Annotated in this window: 20 protein-coding genes; 16 read left to right on the top strand and 4 right to left on the bottom strand. The window is 69.3% G+C overall.

Annotated features, from left to right (window positions below; translation table 11 throughout):
- Nucleotides 1-12 precede the first annotated feature (12 nt).
- The 7 genes from ACWIE7_RS13725 (at nucleotide 13) to ACWIE7_RS13695 (ending at nucleotide 7353) form a co-directional block, all read left to right on the top strand.
- Nucleotides 13-609, top strand: a complete 597-nt coding sequence (locus ACWIE7_RS13725; RefSeq protein WP_454069507.1) for a TetR/AcrR family transcriptional regulator — start codon at nucleotides 13-15, stop codon at nucleotides 607-609.
- A gap of 141 nt (nucleotides 610-750) precedes the next feature.
- Nucleotides 751-1509, top strand: coding sequence for a lytic transglycosylase domain-containing protein (locus ACWIE7_RS13720; RefSeq protein ID WP_452100621.1), 759 nt, complete (start codon nucleotides 751-753; stop codon nucleotides 1507-1509).
- A gap of 40 nt (nucleotides 1510-1549) precedes the next feature.
- Entirely contained in the window at nucleotides 1550-2350 is an 801-nt protein-coding gene (locus tag ACWIE7_RS13715; RefSeq protein ID WP_452100620.1) for a helix-turn-helix domain-containing protein, read from the top strand.
- Entirely contained in the window at nucleotides 2347-2892 is a 546-nt protein-coding gene (locus ACWIE7_RS13710; protein WP_454069505.1) for a TIGR03086 family metal-binding protein, read from the top strand. The genes ACWIE7_RS13715 and ACWIE7_RS13710 overlap by 4 nt, the downstream gene beginning before the upstream one ends.
- A 173-nt stretch (nucleotides 2893-3065) precedes the next feature.
- Nucleotides 3066-4811, top strand: coding sequence for an ABC transporter transmembrane domain-containing protein (locus ACWIE7_RS13705; RefSeq protein ID WP_454069503.1), 1746 nt, complete (start codon nucleotides 3066-3068; stop codon nucleotides 4809-4811).
- Nucleotides 4808-6571 (top strand): ABC transporter ATP-binding protein, encoded by a 1764-nt coding sequence (locus tag ACWIE7_RS13700; protein WP_454069500.1) that lies wholly within the window; start codon nucleotides 4808-4810, stop codon nucleotides 6569-6571. The genes ACWIE7_RS13705 and ACWIE7_RS13700 overlap by 4 nt, the downstream gene beginning before the upstream one ends.
- Before the next feature lie 152 nt (nucleotides 6572-6723).
- Nucleotides 6724-7353, top strand: a complete 630-nt coding sequence (locus ACWIE7_RS13695; RefSeq protein ID WP_454069499.1) for a hypothetical protein — start codon at nucleotides 6724-6726, stop codon at nucleotides 7351-7353.
- Between the two features lie 45 nt (nucleotides 7354-7398).
- Here ACWIE7_RS13695 and ACWIE7_RS13690 read toward each other — a convergent pair whose 3' ends face one another.
- Nucleotides 7399-7524, bottom strand: a complete 126-nt coding sequence (locus tag ACWIE7_RS13690; RefSeq protein ID WP_452100614.1) for a hypothetical protein — start codon at nucleotides 7522-7524, stop codon at nucleotides 7399-7401.
- A gap of 134 nt (nucleotides 7525-7658) precedes the next feature.
- Here ACWIE7_RS13690 and ACWIE7_RS13685 point away from each other — a divergent pair, with 134 nt between their 5' ends.
- Together ACWIE7_RS13685 and ACWIE7_RS13680 are read left to right on the top strand one after the other, a co-directional pair.
- The gene (locus tag ACWIE7_RS13685) at nucleotides 7659-7847 is read left to right on the top strand and encodes a hypothetical protein (RefSeq protein WP_096907152.1); all 189 of its coding nucleotides are present in this window, start codon (nucleotides 7659-7661) and stop codon (nucleotides 7845-7847) included.
- Nucleotides 7844-8245, top strand: coding sequence for a helix-turn-helix domain-containing protein (locus ACWIE7_RS13680; protein ID WP_007633541.1), 402 nt, complete (start codon nucleotides 7844-7846; stop codon nucleotides 8243-8245). The genes ACWIE7_RS13685 and ACWIE7_RS13680 overlap by 4 nt, the downstream gene beginning before the upstream one ends.
- A 214-nt stretch (nucleotides 8246-8459) precedes the next feature.
- Here the strand turns inward: ACWIE7_RS13680 and ACWIE7_RS13675 are convergent, their stop codons facing one another.
- The 3 genes from ACWIE7_RS13675 to ACWIE7_RS13665 form a co-directional block, all read right to left on the bottom strand.
- Nucleotides 8460-10361 carry a heavy metal translocating P-type ATPase gene (locus ACWIE7_RS13675; RefSeq protein WP_031265396.1) on the bottom strand — a complete coding sequence of 634 codons (1902 nt, stop codon included), beginning with the start codon at nucleotides 10359-10361 and terminating at the stop codon, nucleotides 8460-8462.
- Nucleotides 10358-10717: a Cd(II)/Pb(II)-sensing metalloregulatory transcriptional regulator CmtR gene (cmtR, locus tag ACWIE7_RS13670; RefSeq protein WP_007633539.1), complete on the bottom strand. Its 360-nt coding sequence runs from the start codon at nucleotides 10715-10717 to the stop codon at nucleotides 10358-10360. The genes ACWIE7_RS13675 and cmtR overlap by 4 nt, the downstream gene beginning before the upstream one ends.
- Nucleotides 10718-10806: 89 nt before the next feature.
- A complete protein-coding gene (locus ACWIE7_RS13665; protein ID WP_017838553.1) occupies nucleotides 10807-11160 on the bottom strand; it encodes a hypothetical protein in 354 nt (117 codons plus the stop codon).
- A gap of 269 nt (nucleotides 11161-11429) precedes the next feature.
- Here ACWIE7_RS13665 and ACWIE7_RS13660 point away from each other — a divergent pair, with 269 nt between their 5' ends.
- The 7 genes from ACWIE7_RS13660 to ACWIE7_RS13630 all read left to right on the top strand — a co-directional run bounded on the left by ACWIE7_RS13660 (nucleotide 11430) and on the right by ACWIE7_RS13630 (nucleotide 15478).
- A complete protein-coding gene (locus ACWIE7_RS13660; RefSeq protein WP_454069498.1) occupies nucleotides 11430-12230 on the top strand; it encodes a recombinase family protein in 801 nt (266 codons plus the stop codon).
- A 67-nt stretch (nucleotides 12231-12297) separates the two neighbouring features.
- Nucleotides 12298-12576: a putative quinol monooxygenase gene (locus ACWIE7_RS13655; protein ID WP_454069497.1), complete on the top strand. Its 279-nt coding sequence runs from the start codon at nucleotides 12298-12300 to the stop codon at nucleotides 12574-12576.
- 6 nt (nucleotides 12577-12582) lie between these two features.
- Entirely contained in the window at nucleotides 12583-12828 is a 246-nt protein-coding gene (locus tag ACWIE7_RS13650; protein ID WP_156482653.1) for a hypothetical protein, read from the top strand.
- A gap of 286 nt (nucleotides 12829-13114) precedes the next feature.
- Nucleotides 13115-13567: a hypothetical protein gene (locus tag ACWIE7_RS13645; protein ID WP_454069496.1), complete on the top strand. Its 453-nt coding sequence runs from the start codon at nucleotides 13115-13117 to the stop codon at nucleotides 13565-13567.
- A 201-nt stretch (nucleotides 13568-13768) separates the two neighbouring features.
- Complete coding sequence (locus tag ACWIE7_RS13640) at nucleotides 13769-14269, top strand: hypothetical protein (RefSeq protein WP_061230140.1); 501 nt, start codon at nucleotides 13769-13771, stop codon at nucleotides 14267-14269.
- 485 nt (nucleotides 14270-14754) lie between these two features.
- Complete coding sequence (locus ACWIE7_RS13635; RefSeq protein ID WP_017838560.1) at nucleotides 14755-15135, top strand: hypothetical protein; 381 nt, start codon at nucleotides 14755-14757, stop codon at nucleotides 15133-15135.
- Between the two features lie 133 nt (nucleotides 15136-15268).
- Entirely contained in the window at nucleotides 15269-15478 is a 210-nt protein-coding gene (locus ACWIE7_RS13630; RefSeq protein WP_454069495.1) for a DUF4185 domain-containing protein, read from the top strand.
- Nucleotides 15479-15553: the final 75 nt, after the last annotated feature.

The raw sequence follows: 15553 nt of genomic DNA, 5'->3' as shown, positions 1-15553 counted from the left end.
CAATTCGCGTTCATGAGAAGGGTTCCCCAGCAGGCGCGATCCCGCGCGATGGTCGAGCGGATCGTGGAGGCGGCTCGCGTCGTGCTCGTGCGCGACGGCTACGAGTCGTTCACCACCAACCGCGTCGCGGACGAGGCCGCGGTCAGTCCGGGCTCGCTGTACCAGTACTTCCCGGACAAGTCGGCGCTGGTCACCGAGGTGATGAACCGCTGGTCGGCGGAGATCTCCGACCGGGTCGCGGCTTCTCTCGCGGCTTCCGGTCCCGTCGACGTGCGGAACCCGGGGACCGTCCGGGCGATCGCCGACGCGCTGCTCACCGCGATCGAGGCCGACGCCGGACTGCTGCGGATCGTGTGGGAGGAGCTGCCGGCCGTGCGTCACCGGGCCGCGCAGCACGCGCTCGAGCAGCGGGTCCGCGAACTGCTGGCGGTGTACCTCGCCGCCGCGGGCGCGACCTCGGTCGACCCGGCTGCCCGCGCGTGGGTGATCGTCATGGCCGTGGAGAACGTGGCCGTGCGCTGGGTGCTGGACCAGCCGCCGATCAGTCGGGACGCCCTGCTCGACGAGTTCAGCGCGCTGGCCGGCGGGTTCGGGGCGCGGTCGCGCTGAGTTCCCGGCCGCGGATGGGCGGTGCGGTGTAGCGGTGCGGTGAGGCGACAGGACGGTGAGGCCGAGATCACGCCCGGCCCGCCGGGGATCCGGGAAGACCCCGAGGCACGGCCGGACCGGGCTCGGGCAGACTGGCCTGCGATGTCCACTCGATTCACTCGCGCTCACCGCGCCACCACAGCGACTGCGGGACTGCTGGTGCTGGCGGTGTTGTCGTCGTCGTGCTCCTACGGCCCCACACGCGAGGCGCCCACGCCCATCCCGCCAGGGATCCCGCCCGGCGCCGGCGCGCCCGTGCCGGCCGTGGACATCCACGCGCCCGGCCGCACCTCCGACCAGCTGCGGCCGTGGGCCGAGGGCATCAACATGCAGATGAACATTCCGCTCGCCGCGCTCGCCGCCTACGGCAACGCCGCCGAGACGATGCGCCAGACCCGGCCCGAGTGCAACCTCGCCTGGACGACGCTGGCGGGGATCGGGCATGTGGAGACCCGTCACGGTCGGTATCGCGGGGCGTCCCTGAACGACGACGGCTACGCGCTCCCGCCGATCATCGGCATCAAGCTCGACGGCTCCCCGGGATTCGCCGAGATCGCCGACACCGACGGTGGCGAGTGGGACGGCGACACCGAACACGACCGCGCCGTGGGCCCGATGCAGTTCATCCCCGAGTCGTGGCGCAAGTACGGGCGCGACGCCAACGGAGACGGGCGGGCCGACCCCAACCAGATCGACGACGCCGCGATCGCCGCCGCCCGCCTGCTGTGCGAGAACGGGGGCGACCTCTCGGTGGCCGAGAACTGGCAGCGGGCGATCCTGGCCTACAACGCCTCGCAGGAGTACGTCATGCAGGTGCGGGACGCGGCCGCGGCGTATTCGGTGGGGACCACAGCGCCGTAACCCTCAGGCTCCCGGGGCGCGCCCGCCTACGATGGCTCTCATGCTGCGCACCAGCTGGTACGTCCCGGTCGAACCCCCCGACGAGTGCGGGCACCTGCTGTTGTGCGCGTGGACGGCCGCCCCCGTCGGGCGTCACCTGCTGGTCCCCGACGCGTGCTGCGACCTGCTGTGGCTGTCGTCGGGGCGACTGCTGTTCTGCGGCCCGGAGACCACGGCGTGGTCGTTCGAACTGCCGCCGGGAACCACCGCGGTCGGCATCCGCTTCCGCCCGGGCGTTCCGGCTGCCCTGTTCGGACTCGATCTGTCGCGCTACCGCGAGGTGCGCGTGGAGGCCGCGGAGATTCTCGGCGAGGAGACCGCGGCGGGCTGGTCCGGGCGGATCGCCGCCGCGGGCGACCTCGGCTCGAGGCGAAACGCGCTGTGCGGCCTCGTGTCCGACCGGTACGCCGCAGAGCGCCCCGATCCGTTCGCCGAGGCGATTCTCGCCCGACTGGCCGCTGCGCCCCACGACGACGTCACCGAGTTGGCGGCGGCCCTGTCCACCCACCCCCGGACCCTGCACCGGCGATGCCTGCGCCTGTTCGGCTACGCACCGTCCACCCTGGCGCGCCTGCTCCGGCTGCAGCGGTTCCTCGCGCTGGCGGCCACAGAGGAACGGCCGACGCTCGCCGGGCTGGCGGCGGACTCGGGCTACGTCGACCAGGCCCACCTCGGCCGCGAGTGCCGCCGGATCTCGGGGAGGGCCCCGGCCGCGCTGCTGTCCGAGTACTTCTCGACGTTTCCGGACATGTCCGATCCGTACAAGAGCGGACGGCGGTTCGGTGCTTCGATGAGGCCATGAACGACACAACCAGTGAGCGCTACCGACGCCTCTCCCGCCAGTTCTCCGAGATGCTCGACGATGTCCCTGATGACGCGTGGTCCGCGCCCACGCCGTGCGCGGGCTGGGACGTGCGGGATGTGCTGCGGCACGTCGTGGACACGAACCGCGACTTCCTGGGCCGCCACGTCGAGCTCGATCCCGCGACCGGCGATCTGCGTGCCGACTGGGAGTCCGTGCGCACGCTCACCCAGGAGGTCCTGGACGACGGGCGTGGCGAGACGCAGTTCGAGGGCTACTTCGGGCCGACCACCATCGCCGAGGTGATCGACCGCTTCTACGGCACGGACCTCCTCGTGCACCGCTGGGACATCGCCCGCGCCGCCGGCGCGACCGAACACGAGGCCCTGGACGACGCCGATGCCGCCCACTATCTGGAGGTCGCGCGCTCCAACGGCGACGCGCTGCGGATGGACGGGGTCTGCGGCCCGGAGGTCCCCGCCCCGGCCGACGCCACCACCGGTGAGCGACTCATCGCCTTTCTCGGTCGACAGCCCCGCTGAGCGCCCGAGCACCGGTCCCGACGGTCCGCGTGACGTCGCCGATTCGCCGTCCCCGATGATCCCCAGGGTGCGCTGTGGCAAGCCCGGTATGGCGCCGCGAGATTAGGTCACACTAACCTACTGGGGCGGCGACGCCCGGTCGCCGACACCACCGGCGGCGGGAGCTGACACACATGGCGGTACCCACAGTGACGCGCGAGGCGACGGCGCACGACACCGCGCCCGCGCCCGCCACGGCGAACGGGCTCCTGTGGCGTGCGATCTCCCGGCGCTGGCGCCTCGTGGTCCCCGGCCTGCTCCTCATGACCCTGTGGCAGCTGTCCGAGGCGCTGGTGCCGATCGCGATCGGCTGGATCGTCGACGCCGCGATCATCCCACTCGACCGGCGGGCGATGCTGTGGTCTGTGGTGGGGCTCGTCGTGCTGTTCACGGTGCTCAGCTTCAGTTACCGCTTCGGCGCGCGGATGAGCAACCGGGCGTTGAACGAGGAGGCCCACGACCTGCGCGTCGAGGCCACGCGCGTCCCGCTGGCCCGGCGCCGCGCGATGGAGGGGGCGAGATCGGGCGGGGTGCTGTCGGTGTGTTCGGCCGACGCCGACGTGGCCGCGCTGATCTTCCGGCAGGTCGCGCTGGGCGGGTCGGCGGTGATCAGCATCGTGGGGATCTCGGTCTACCTGCTGTGGACCGATCTGATCGTGGGGCTGATCGTGGTGGTCGGGGTGCCGCTGAGCCTGGTGCTGGTCGCGTTGCCGAGCCGGGCGATCTCGCGCCACAGCACCGCGCAGCAGGCCGCGATCGGCGAGGCGAGCAGCCGCGCGACCGACATCATGACCGGGCTGCGCGTCCTCAAGGCCGGCGGCGGCGAGCGCTGGGCGGCCGAGCAGTACCGCGTGGCCTCGCAGGGCGCGGCCGAGGCCGGCATCGTCACCGCGGAGCGGTCGGGGCGGGTCGCGGGGATCGGGTCGCTCGGTATGGCCGCGGTGCTGGTGATGGTCCTGGTGGCCGCCGGGTACCGCGTCGTGGCCGGCGAGATGGAGATCGGCACGCTTGTCTCGGTGGTGGGCGTGGCGGTGTTCTTCGAGGAGCCGGTGCGGATGATCACCATGATGGTCAGCGTGTTCGCGCGCTCCCACGGCGCCGCGCAGCGCCTTGTGGACCTGCGGGGGTCGGCGCCGGTCGACGAGTCGGGTACCGAAGTTCCCGAGGGATCCCGCCTGGAACTGCGTGACCTCCCGCTGCCCGACGGCCGCGCGCTGGACCTGGAGGTGGCGCGCGGCGAGGTGATGGCCCTGGTGGCCGAGCAACCGGCCGCCGCCGACGCGGTGACCCTGGCGATCGCCGGCCACGGCGACCACACCGACGCGGTCCTGGTCGGCGGGCACCGCCGCAGCGCCCTGGTACCGGAGCTGGCGGGCCACCTGGTGGTGGCGCCGCACCGCGTTGATCTGTTCGTGGGGACGATCCGGTCCAACATCGCCCTGCGGCATGGGAAGGTCGGGGCCGACGACGGGGTAGAGGTCGACGACGACGTCGTGCACGCGTCCGCGGTCGCCGAGATCGTGGAGCATTTGCCGGACGGGCTGGACCATGTAGTGCAGGAGGGTGGGCGCAATCTGTCGGGTGGTCAGCGGCAGCGGATCGCGCTGGCCCGGGCCCTGCACGCGGACCCGGACGTGCTGGTGCTGCACGAGCCGACCAGTGCGGTGGATGCCGTGACCGAGTGGGAGATCGCGCAGGCCGTGCGGGAGATGCGGACACGCCGGTCGGGGCAGGCCACGTTGATCGTGTCGTCGTCGCCCCCTCTCCTCGCGACGGCCGACAGGGTGGTTCACCTGCCCGCCCACGGTGAGCCGCGATCGGGCACCCACGCCGGGCTGCGCGCCAGCTCGAAAACCTACCGGACGGCGGTCGATCGATGACCACTACATCTGTACAGGAGACCCCGGCCGCCGCCGAGGCGCTGCCCCTGGCCACCGCGCGCGAATCACTGGCCGTGCTCTGGCCGCTGCTGCGGGAACGCCGCGGTTTCCTTCTGCTCGTGGGCCTGGCCGGGCTGGTCGGCTCGGTCGCAGGTTTGGTGGCGCCGTGGGTGATCGGCTGGCTGGTCGACGTCCTTCCCGACGCCGGGGACGGCGTCGTGGTGCTGGTGGGCTCCGGGGCGATCGCGGCGGCCGGCGTCGTTGGCGCGCTGTGTACGTGGGCCGGACAGACCTGGCTCGCGCGGCTGACCGAGCCGACGGTGGCCCGGCTGCGCGAGATGGTGATGGACCGGTCGCTGCGACTCGGGGCGGCGCAGATGGAGCGCACCGAGACCGGCGACCTGGTCTCCCGCGTGGCGGAGGACGCGCGCGAGATCAGCCAGGCCGCCACCACGGTGATCCCGCTGGTGGTGCAGTCGCTGTTCACGGTGGTGGTCTCCGGCGTGGGGCTTGTCGCCGTGGACTGGCGGCTCGGGCTGGTGGGGTTGGTGGCGCTGCCCATGTACTGGACGACGCTGCGCTGGTACCTGCCGCGATCCGGTCCGATCTACGCGGAGGAGCGGGCCGCGTTCGGCACGCGGGCCAGCCGTCTCCTCGGCGGGATCTCCGGCTCGCGGACCCTGCACGCCTACGACGCTCAGGACTCCGAGCTCGAACGGATCACCGCCGCCTCGGGGCTGGCCCGTGACCTGTCGATCCGGGTGTTCTACTTCGTCACCCGGGCCTTCAGTCGGAACAACCGCGCCGAGGCGACGGTGCTGGCGTTGCTACTGGTCGTGGGGTTCTTCCTCGTGGATGCGGGCATGATCACCGCCGGCGCCGTGACCACCGCCGCGCTGCTGTTCCACCGGCTGTTCAACCCGATCGGTGCGCTGGTGGGGATGGCCGATCAGGTCCAGTCCGCCGGCGCCTCGCTGGTGCGGATGGTCGGGGTGATCACCATGCCGGTGCCCGAGCGGACCGCCGTTCCGAAGCCCGGCCCGCTGGAACTGTCCGGAGTCTCGCATTCCTATGGCGGGGACATCCCCGCGCTGGTGGACATCGACTTCTCGCTCGCTCCCGGCGAGGTGGTGGCCGTGGTCGGCTCCACCGGCGCCGGCAAGAGCACGCTCGCTCTGGTCGCCGCGGGGTCGGTGGTGCCGTCCCGCGGCGCCGTCAGCCTGGGCGGGGTGCCGATCGCCGATGTCGACCCGGTCGCGCTGCGCGAGCACATCACGATGGTCTCGCAGGAGGTGCACACCTTTGCCACGACCGTGGCCGAGAACGTGCGGGCGCCCCGCCCCGAGGCCGGCGACGACGACGTGCGCGCAGCCCTGCGGACAGTCGGCGCCGACTGGGTGGACGACCTGCCCGACGGGATCGACACCGTGGTGGGCGAGGGCGGGCATCCGCTCGATCCGATGCAGGCCCAGATGATCGCCCTGGCCCGCGTGGAGCTGGCCGACCCGGACGTGGTGATCCTCGACGAGGCCACTGCCGAAGCCGGCTCCGCCGGGGCCCGGCGGCTCGACACCGCGGCCGCTGCAGTCTTGAAGGGGCGCGCCGGGCTGGTGGTGGCGCACCGGCTGAGCCAGGCGGTCACCGCGGACCGCGTCCTGGTGATGGAGCGCGGGCGGATCGTGGAGGCCGGCACGCACGAGGAGCTCCAGCGGGCCGCTGGCCGCTACGCGGAGCTCGGCCGGGCGTGGTTCGGGGGCTGAGGCGAATAGGCGGTGGCCGCGCCGGATCGCGGGTGGGTGAGGAGCGACAACGACAAGACCCCGCCGCCCTCGCAACGTGGTCGGGTGTCATGATTTGCGCATGACGGCTGAGTCCCCGCGCACCGCGAACGACATTGCGACAGCGTTCATGGTTGTCGGAGTTCCTGGGAACCGCCAATCTGACGACCCAGTTGGCGCAGGCCGAGTCGGAGCTTGTGCGGACCACGGCCGATGATGCCGGCGCAGTCGCCGCCCAACACGGGTTCACCCAGGAGTTGCTGGACGCCACCCTTCTGGTCCGGTCGAAAGTTGGACGTCTCAACGACGTCGTCCACGCGACGACCATCGCCCTGGCGCTGCCGCACATCCTCGAGCCCGACGAACGGGTTGTGAACCGGCCCTCCCTGGGTGCCGGCAATGACCCCACCAGGCCGTACGACCTGGAGACCGATCGGCGCATCGCCGAGTTCAAGGTCGCCCAGTGGAAAGGTGCCGACACGATGCGCAAGCGAGGCGTCGTCGCAGACCTGGTTCATCTGTCTCTGGATGACTCCGGCCGCCGGGCGCAGCTCTACATCGTTGGCGAGCTGCCCAATCGGTTCCTGGTTAGTTCCACTTCCACAGTAGCCTGGATGCTCGGCCGCTCATCAGTACGGCTCCGCCAGCGGTTCGCCGATAAGTACGGAGAGGATTCGACGATGTCCGTTGCGGAGTTCCGCGCCGGGCCCGCTGCCCACATCGACATCATCGATCTGCGAGGCCTGGTGCCTGGGCTGGAGTAGGGCCCACGGTCAGGTCGCAAGGTTGTGGCTTGACCGGAGCTTCCCCTAGTCGAGACCCTCTGGCAGCCGTGCGGCCGGTATCCAGTCGATACCAAACACCCGGGCCACCTCGGAGAAGGTGGAGGCGTCCGCGTCGGTGCTGGTTGCGGAGGCGATGAGACGGGACAGCATGACCGTCCCCGCTCGTTCTTCGATCGTGCCAGCCGCCGCGAGTAGCGTTATGTGACTATTTTAGAACTGTTGGGTGCTTGCAGATCTGCGTACCCGGCAGGAGCGGTGCCCGCACAGTCGTAGCACCGGGCACGATGGCGACCATGTACCTCATCGGGACCGGGCCGAGTGAGTTGCACGCTCACATCGACCTCGACCGTCGCCTGCAAAACCTCGGATTCCTCGACGGGGCCGAGGCGTCCGTGGTGTCGGCCGCCCAGGAGGACGGGCACTGGTCGGTCGTAGCTGAGATCCGACCCGACACGGAGGGGGAGGGGCAATGACGCCAACTGAGGCGAGGTCACTGGGGCGGGCCATCCGCACCGTTCGTCTGGAAGCCGGGCTGACGCAGCTCAGGCTGGCGCTCGCCGTCGGCGTAAGCGGGAGCCACATGAGCATTTGTGAACGGGGCCAGGTCCCCGCCGCCCGAGGCCGTCCGGCTCACCCTCCGACAATGAACCGCGAGCAGTTCGCAGCCATCGCCGATGCTCTGGGTTGCACCGCTGCGTACATCGCCGACCGCGCAGCCCTGTCGGCCACCACTCGAGTGAGTCTCGGCCTTCAACCGCTCGGCCCCTCCCGCACTCTCGTTGCGGGGATCGCATACGACCTCACCGACGCCGAAGCAGACAGGGCCGCCGACTTCATCTCCGGTCTCATCGCCGCCCGCGACCTGCACTGACAACCGGTGTCGGAGGCCCCGGCTACGGTGCCGGCGTGGACGAGCTGGTGGACCGAATCCGACACGCGGCCGACCAGACAGGCGAGGCGCACTTCCTCGAGCTGCTGCGCTGGCACCGCGTCGTCGCCGGCCTCGGCGAACCCGACTGGGGCGCCCGCGGCGCCTACCGGATCGCCATAGCACATGTCGGAGTTATAGCACTCGATGATCCCTCCTACTTCCTCGTCCTGGCGGCGCGGAGCCCGTTGAGGATCACTATCACCTCGGCGATCTCGTGCACGAGCACCACCGCTGCGAGGCCGAGTACGCCGAACAGGGCCAGCGGCAGCAGCGCGGTAATGATCAGCAGGGACAGGATGATGTTCTGGTTGATGATGTGCCTGCCGCGGCGGGCGTGGTCGAACGCGCGCGGGAGGAGTCGCAGGTCGTGGCCGGTGAAGGCGACGTCGGCGGACTCGATCGCGGCGTCGGAGCCGGTCGCGCCCATGGCGATGCCGATGTCCGCGGCGGCCAGGGCGGGGGCGTCGTTGATGCCGTCGCCGATCATCGCGACCGAGCCGTGCCTGCTCAGCTCGCTGATGGCGGCGGCCTTGTCCTCGGGACGCAGCTCCGCGCGCACGTTTTCGATCCCTGCCTGCGCGGCCAGCGCGCGGGCGGTGCGGGCGTTGTCGCCGGTGAGCATGGTCACCCCGACGCCCTGGGCCGCGAGGGTGCGCACGACCTCGGGAACCTCGGGGCGCAGCTCGTCACGGACCCCGATCGCGGCGACCGGGACCCCGTCGCGGTGCACGATCACGACGGTCATGCCCTGCTCCTCCAGTCCCGCGACCTGGTCCTTAAGCGTCCCCGCGTCCAGCCAGCGAGGGCTGCCGACGGTGACCCGGGCCCCGTCGAGGGTGCCTTCGATGCCGTGCCCGGCCTGCTCGGTGACCTCCAGGGCGGCGGGAGCTCCGGGCGAGGCGGCGGTGATCGCGGCGGCCAGCGGGTGGGTGCTGTGCTGCTCCAGCGACGCCGCCCACGCCAACGCCTGCGCCTCGTCCACGCCGTCCGTGGTGAGCACGGCGGTGACGGCGGGCTCGTTGCGGGTGAGGGTGCCGGTCTTGTCGACGGCGACGTGGCGGATCACGCCGAACCGTTCGAAGACCGCGCCGGACTTGATGATCACGCCGAATCTGCTCGCCGAGCCGATCGCGGCGACGACGGTCAGCGGGACCGAGATCGCCAGCGCGCACGGCGACGCGGCGACGAGCACCACGAGGGCGCGGGTGATCCACAGCTCGGGGTCGCCCAGCAGCGAGCCGATGACCGCGACAAGAGCGGCGAGGATCAGCACGCCAGGCACGAGCGGCCGGGCGATGCGGTCGGCCAGGCGGGCGCGGTCGCCCTTCTCGGCCTGCGCCTGCTCGACCAGCTCCACGATCGTGGTCAGCGAGTTGTCCGTGCCCGCCGCGGTCGTCTCGACCTCCAGGGCACCGGCGGTGTTGATCGCCCCGGCCGACACCGCGTCGCCGGGCTCGACCTCGACCGGGATCGACTCGCCGGTGATCGCGGAGGTGTCCAGGCTCGACCGGCCCGTGCGGACGATGCCGTCGGTCGCGATCCGCTCACCGGGGCGCACCAGCATGAGCAGCCCGACCTGGAGGTCCTTCGCGGCGACCTCCGCGGGCGCGCCGTCCCGCCGGATGGTCGCGGTCTCCGGGACGAGCTTGAGGAGAGCCCTCAGCCCGCCGCGGGCGCGGTCCATGGCCTTGTCCTCCAGCGCTTCGGCGATGGAGTACAGGAACGCCAAGGCGGCGGCCTCCTCGACGTAGCCGAGAATCACCGCGCCGACCGCGCTGATCGTCATCAGCAGGCCGATGCCCAGCTTGCCCTTGAACAGCTTGCGGATCGCGCCGGGCGTGAACGTCGACGCGCCCAGCAGCAGGCCGATCCAGAACGCCACCAGCGCCGGGACCTCTGCCCCTGTCCATTCCAGGACCAGGCCCGTGCCGAAGGCGACGCCGGAGAGCACCGGGACCATGATCCCGCGGTCACGCCACCACGGACGCTCCCGCTCCTCCTCGGCCTCCTCGCCGACCCGGGTCTCCGGCTCGTCGCAGCCGCACGCCGCGCTCACGCGCCCGCTCCCGTCCCGCAGCAGCCCGGCACAGTGCACTCGGCGTCCACGCACGGCGCGTGCTCGTCCACGGCCAGCGTCACGTCCACCAGCGCCGTGAGCGCCGCCGCGAGGTGCGGGTCGGCGATCTCGTAGCGCGTCTGCCGACCCTCGGGCTCGGCGACCACGATCCCGCAGTCGCGCAGGCACGTCAGGTGGTTCGACACGTTCGAGCGCGTCAGCTCCAGCTCGCGCGAGAGCACGGCCGGGTAGCTCGGCCCGTCCAGCAGGGTCATCAGGATCCGGGAGCGCGTCGGGTCCGCCATGGCCCGGCCCAGCCGGTTCATGACGTCGAGGCGAGAAGCAATAGTCAGCATGCACTGAACTATACAGTAGTGGCTGACCTATTGTCACTCTGGGGAGTTCTGCCGCACGCGCTCCGCGCGCTTGCCCTCGGGAGCTGGGGTCACCTCCGCCAGCGGGGCCATGACGGCATCCCGCGGCCCTTCCACGTCTCCGCGAGGCCGACGACCCAGCGGGCGGAGGCGAAGAGGGCGTAGCCGGCCCCGGCGAGGCCAGCGCCGACTACGAGCCACCGCCCGATGCCGAGCCACACGCTCCCGTCCACGTCCAGCGCCCACTGAGCACCCGTGATGAGGCCCGCTGCGGCCATCCAGACGCCCGCGACCAGCATCGCGAGCGGCACGAGCGCGAGGAGCATCGCGGCGGCGGCGCTCCAGAGCTGGCGCGCCTCAACCTTCGCTGTCGCGGCGATGATCCGCTCGGCCCGCTCGTTCGCGGCGTCGAGGTTCGCCGTCATCGTGGTCGAGGCATCCCCGGCGGGCCCTCCTGACGGCCCCGCCATGACCCCTAGCGCCCCGATAGGGCGGTGTTCCCTACAGAATCCCTGGCCCGAGCTGCCCGCAGCCTTACAGGGAGAGCAGGCTGTCCATCTGGGGTACACCCGTGAGGGACGATATGCCGCCGACCATCGCTGCTGTGTCACAGGGTCCGTTTTGGCTTTTATGAAACGTCTGCCCGTCGGGTCCAGGATCTATTGATACAGATTCCGGACGAAAGGGTCTTCCGATGGCTGATCGGATCGGGACGTTGCTGAACCGTTCGGGTGATGGTGGCGAGGAGGTGCTCATCGTCAGCCGCGGGAGCGTGCGGACTCGGTTCCGTCGCCGGGACGAGTTGGGTTGGAACTTTCGGGTGGAGTCGACGGACTCGGAGAACATCATCGAGCGTAAGCCCCAGCCGAAGCCCCAGCCGAAGCCACAGCCGGATTCGAAGTCGGCTCGCCGAGCCTCGCGTCCTCGCGGGCAGCGGGTGGCGTACGTGCGGGTGTCGGCCGCGGATCAGAACGAGGCGCGTCAGCTCGAGGCGGTGGGGGAGTGCGACCGGGTCTATATCGAGAAACAGTCCGCCCGCTCGCGTGCCGATCGGGTAGAGCTCGAAGAGTGCATCGGATACCTGCGAGATGGTGACGAGCTGGTTGTTGCGTCGATGGACCGTCTCGCTCGTTCGCTGGTTGATCTCAAGCAGATCGTCGGCGAGGTCACCGCGAAGGGCGCGAGTGTGGAGTTCGTCCACGAACGGGCCACCTACGCTGCTGATGTCCAGGATCCTCGCGCCGATCTGATGCTCTCGCTACTCGGGGCGTTCGCCGAGTTCGAGCGGGCCATCATCCGAGAACGCCAAGCCGAAGGCATCGCCATCGCCAAGGCGAAAGGCAAGTACAAGGGACGCAAACGCGTCCTGACTGACGAGCAGGTCGACAAGGCCCGGGCCCGCATCGAGGCGGGGGAGGGGCCGTCAGCGATCGCTCGAGATTTCGGAGTAGGCCGCTCCACCCTGTATCGCGCCCTCCAGCACCGCGCACAGTAACCGCAGATGGTCGGCCCGTTGCGCTGTTCAAGGGCGTGCTGCTTGAGGGGCAGCCGATACTGGACTTGTGACCGAAGTTCATCTGAAGGGTCGATGGGTGTGTCGCGACGAACGCGAAGCCGCTCTTGTCGACACCCACTTGCCATGTCATGTTGAGTTGACGCGAGCTGAGCAGGGCTGCAGGTCGTTCTCGGTGACCCGGACCGAGGATCGTCTGGTGTGGCGCGTCGAGGAGGTCTTCGACGACGCCGCTTCGTTCCGCAGGCATCAGGAGCGGGTTCGCGGCAGTGAGTGGGGGATAGTGACAGCTGGTATTGAACGCGACTACTGCATCACGGGGCTCTGACTCGACATGACTACTTTCGCCGCAAGCAGTGCGGATGCAGTGATTCCGCTGGCCTTTGACGTCGTATGGCTCCTCGCCGGCCTGGTGTGGTTGCTGATCCCGGTCGCGATCGTCGTCGCTGAACGGCGCCGTGCAGCGCCGTGGCCCGAGACGTTCCTATGGTTCATGGTGGCGTTCCTCCTGCCCGTCGTGGGGCTGATCATCTGGGCGCTCTACCGGGCAGTCGACGCCAGGCGGGCGGCCTCGCGGTGAGCATCGCGACGCCGGTTGTCCTGCGTAAGTACGGATCGGCGCTCACTGGCGCACGGTCGCCCGGAGGGGGACTGTCGGCGTGACTGGATGGGTGCCATGCGGAGTCGAGGGGCGCATCGCAGCGTTGCTCGAGGCCCGGACCGTGAGCGCGGTTCGAGAACTCTTTTCGCACGGGGTGCGGATCCTGTGTCCGATCACGCTCCGTGCGGGCCGTGACGAGGCCGGGTGGTGTTCATGGCGTGAGGTTGCTGAGCGGGTGGGTGCGCAGTATCCGCCCCGTCGCGGCTTGACGGCGATGATCGACAGCGCCACCTCCCCGGACTTGGCGACGGATGTGGACCGTCTGGTTGGGTGCAGTGCGCGTCCTGCCATCGAGATCGCGCAGCGCTTTTCTCGCACCGCGTCTGTCCAGCAGTGGAAGGCGGCGATCTGGACGGTGTGGGGTGATCCAATCGGAGACTCCGAGGACACGCGCATCATCAATATCGTGGACGACAGTTCTTACGGCAGCGACTACGACTACCAGCTGGTGGCGGCCTCGCCCACTGATCTCACGGACCCGTCGCTCTATCCCGAACCGTCCTTCCTGTGGTCCGACGACGAGACACTGTTCGTCGAGGTCCAACCCGAGACAGGATGGATTGAGGTCTACTCGACAAGGCCGGATCTGGTCGAGGGGGTGCGAAGCGAAACCCAGTGGGAAGTGGTCCCGCTGGTCCGCGACCTCCCGCAGTCGTAGCGACGGTGCCTACCGCGATCCCCGCTCGCGGTAGGCACTGCAGCTCTACACCGGGCTGCCAGACAGTTGTGGCAGAAATGTGTCGCATGGCGCTGCAATCGAGAGGTCTCGAGATGAGCGGGCTCATCGGTAGCCATCAAGAGCTGACGCCCTTGTCCCTGTCCCGCCCACGCACTGCGTGACGACGTCCAGGAGGCACCCGTGGAGGCATTCCTGATTCCGCTGTTGCCCCCGGTAGCCCTGTCGCTCGCGCTCTGGGCATTCATCGTCTGGGTTTCCTTCAAGGCGACCGGGCAAGGCGCCAGACGAACCGCGGCCGCGGTCTCGGCAGTGTTATCGATCTGCGGAGCGATCGCGTTCCTCGGCTTCGCCGGCAGTGACGACTACAACGACTACCCCGGCTATACCTGCGCCCTTCGTGACGGTCACGTGCCGGACGGCTTTCCTCCCGAACGGCTTCCCCCGCAGGAACAGACCAGCACATTCCATACCAACCTCCACTGGTCCCACGGGTACGAACTGCTCCCCGCCGGGGTTCGCTGCACCTACTGGACCAGAGACGACCCCCGCGTCAGCGTGGTTACCCACAGCCCGTGGTCGTACTCGGTGTGGATCTACGGACTACTGGCCATCGCACTGATTCAAGCGGCCCGCGTCATCAACCCTGACCTTCATTCTCGGCGGCGCACCTGGTCTTCGTGAACAAGCACGATGTGTAGTGCGTTTCGACTCACAACCTGAAACAGCGGGTCGATTGACGCCGTCCCACAACCAAGGAACTGGGACGGCCTACGCAGTTCTTAGGAATCGGGGGCGGGGGAGAGAGAGGAGACGCCCGCCGGTGGAGATGTTGGGGGCACGGCTCTCTTCGAGAAGTGCACGTTGGCGCGGCTACGCTCGGCGCATGTCCGATGCTCCACTTTCCCGAGTCAGCGTCCGGTTCGTGGCCGAGGACGGCCACGTCACGACTCTGGTGGTGGGCGACGCCATCGAGTGGCACCTACGCTTTCAGGCCTGAGGCGGTGCAACTGGCCATCCGACCGGTCACCGGTTCACCTGGATGGGTGCACCCTCAAGTTCCCAGTAGCGCTGAGCGCCTGAGAACGCCAGCTTGCTCCGTTGTTAACGCATACGACTTCTGCGACGATAACCGGGTTGAGACCGTCCCTCCCAGCAAGGAATTGATTATGCGCCGCACCCTTGCCACGCTCGCCGCCGTCACATTGGCCACTGCATCAATGCTTGTCGGTGTGGGACAAGCGAACGCTCAGGACGCCTGGCCCGTTGATCCCGGGCAGGGATCTCCCGTCCGGCCAGTCGACGTGACCAGCTTTGCGCTCACCCCTGACCGTCTGGAGTTCTACAATCCCTTCATCGGCCTGCCGAGAATCATCTCGCCGTTTGGCACGACCACGAAGATCGTGTGTACCGGGTTCCGCGGGTACGACAACTGCTGGCAGGCCGACCAAGCCGGGAACCCACACAAGCTGCGCCCCATTCTGGGCCTTGGATCGTCTACTCCAGCGTCCAACGTCTTCCTGTACCCGGGCATGATCCCCGGACTCTAACGAGATTCACCTCCTTCGTGAACTAATCGTTCAGTTTCGTGTCGTACCCGCATGGCACGGTGGATGTGAACGACGCAAACTGACGTTGCTCACTTCGTCGCCAAGGCGACTTCTCGACACAGGAGGCATGACGATGGCACGACTGGTCAAAGAGCTGACAGGCCCGAACGAAACTGGGCGTTGGGGCGCCTCAGCAACCGATCTCGGGTTCCCGGCGATCACCAACCACGGGTACACGATCACGATCTTCGGCGACACCTTCGTCGACCACGTCGGCGGCAGCGGCTGGAGGTCTCCAGTCGGGTTTCGCCAGTCCAACCCAGACCTGAGTTGGACCTCTTGATGGGGTTTCGGGGCCAGCGGCATTCATCGCTGCTGGTCAGCGGACTTCGGGTAAGGGATTCGGGGCACTAGCCGG

It is taken from the genome of Dietzia sp. NPDC055343 (assembly GCF_053645265.1).
The sequence above is the reverse complement of the archived record's forward strand: the minus strand, read 5'-3'. Positions and strand labels throughout refer to the sequence as shown.

Coding starts and splice junctions, on each gene's coding strand:
- ACWIE7_RS13725 (WP_454069507.1), top strand. CDS start 13: ATGAGAAGGGTTCCCCAGCAGGCGCGATCCCGCGCGATGGTCGAGCGG.
- ACWIE7_RS13720 (WP_452100621.1), top strand. CDS start 751: ATGTCCACTCGATTCACTCGCGCTCACCGCGCCACCACAGCGACTGCG.
- ACWIE7_RS13715 (WP_452100620.1), top strand. CDS start 1,550: ATGCTGCGCACCAGCTGGTACGTCCCGGTCGAACCCCCCGACGAGTGC.
- ACWIE7_RS13710 (WP_454069505.1), top strand. CDS start 2,347: ATGAACGACACAACCAGTGAGCGCTACCGACGCCTCTCCCGCCAGTTC.
- ACWIE7_RS13705 (WP_454069503.1), top strand. CDS start 3,066: ATGGCGGTACCCACAGTGACGCGCGAGGCGACGGCGCACGACACCGCG.
- ACWIE7_RS13700 (WP_454069500.1), top strand. CDS start 4,808: ATGACCACTACATCTGTACAGGAGACCCCGGCCGCCGCCGAGGCGCTG.
- ACWIE7_RS13690 (WP_452100614.1), bottom strand. CDS start 7,524: ATGCTGTCCCGTCTCATCGCCTCCGCAACCAGCACCGACGCGGACGCC.
- ACWIE7_RS13685 (WP_096907152.1), top strand. CDS start 7,659: ATGGCGACCATGTACCTCATCGGGACCGGGCCGAGTGAGTTGCACGCT.
- ACWIE7_RS13680 (WP_007633541.1), top strand. CDS start 7,844: ATGACGCCAACTGAGGCGAGGTCACTGGGGCGGGCCATCCGCACCGTT.
- cmtR (WP_007633539.1), bottom strand. CDS start 10,717: ATGCTGACTATTGCTTCTCGCCTCGACGTCATGAACCGGCTGGGCCGG.
- ACWIE7_RS13665 (WP_017838553.1), bottom strand. CDS start 11,160: ATGACGGCGAACCTCGACGCCGCGAACGAGCGGGCCGAGCGGATCATC.
- ACWIE7_RS13660 (WP_454069498.1), top strand. CDS start 11,430: ATGGCTGATCGGATCGGGACGTTGCTGAACCGTTCGGGTGATGGTGGC.
- ACWIE7_RS13650 (WP_156482653.1), top strand. CDS start 12,583: ATGACTACTTTCGCCGCAAGCAGTGCGGATGCAGTGATTCCGCTGGCC.
- ACWIE7_RS13635 (WP_017838560.1), top strand. CDS start 14,755: ATGCGCCGCACCCTTGCCACGCTCGCCGCCGTCACATTGGCCACTGCA.
- ACWIE7_RS13630 (WP_454069495.1), top strand. CDS start 15,269: ATGGCACGACTGGTCAAAGAGCTGACAGGCCCGAACGAAACTGGGCGT.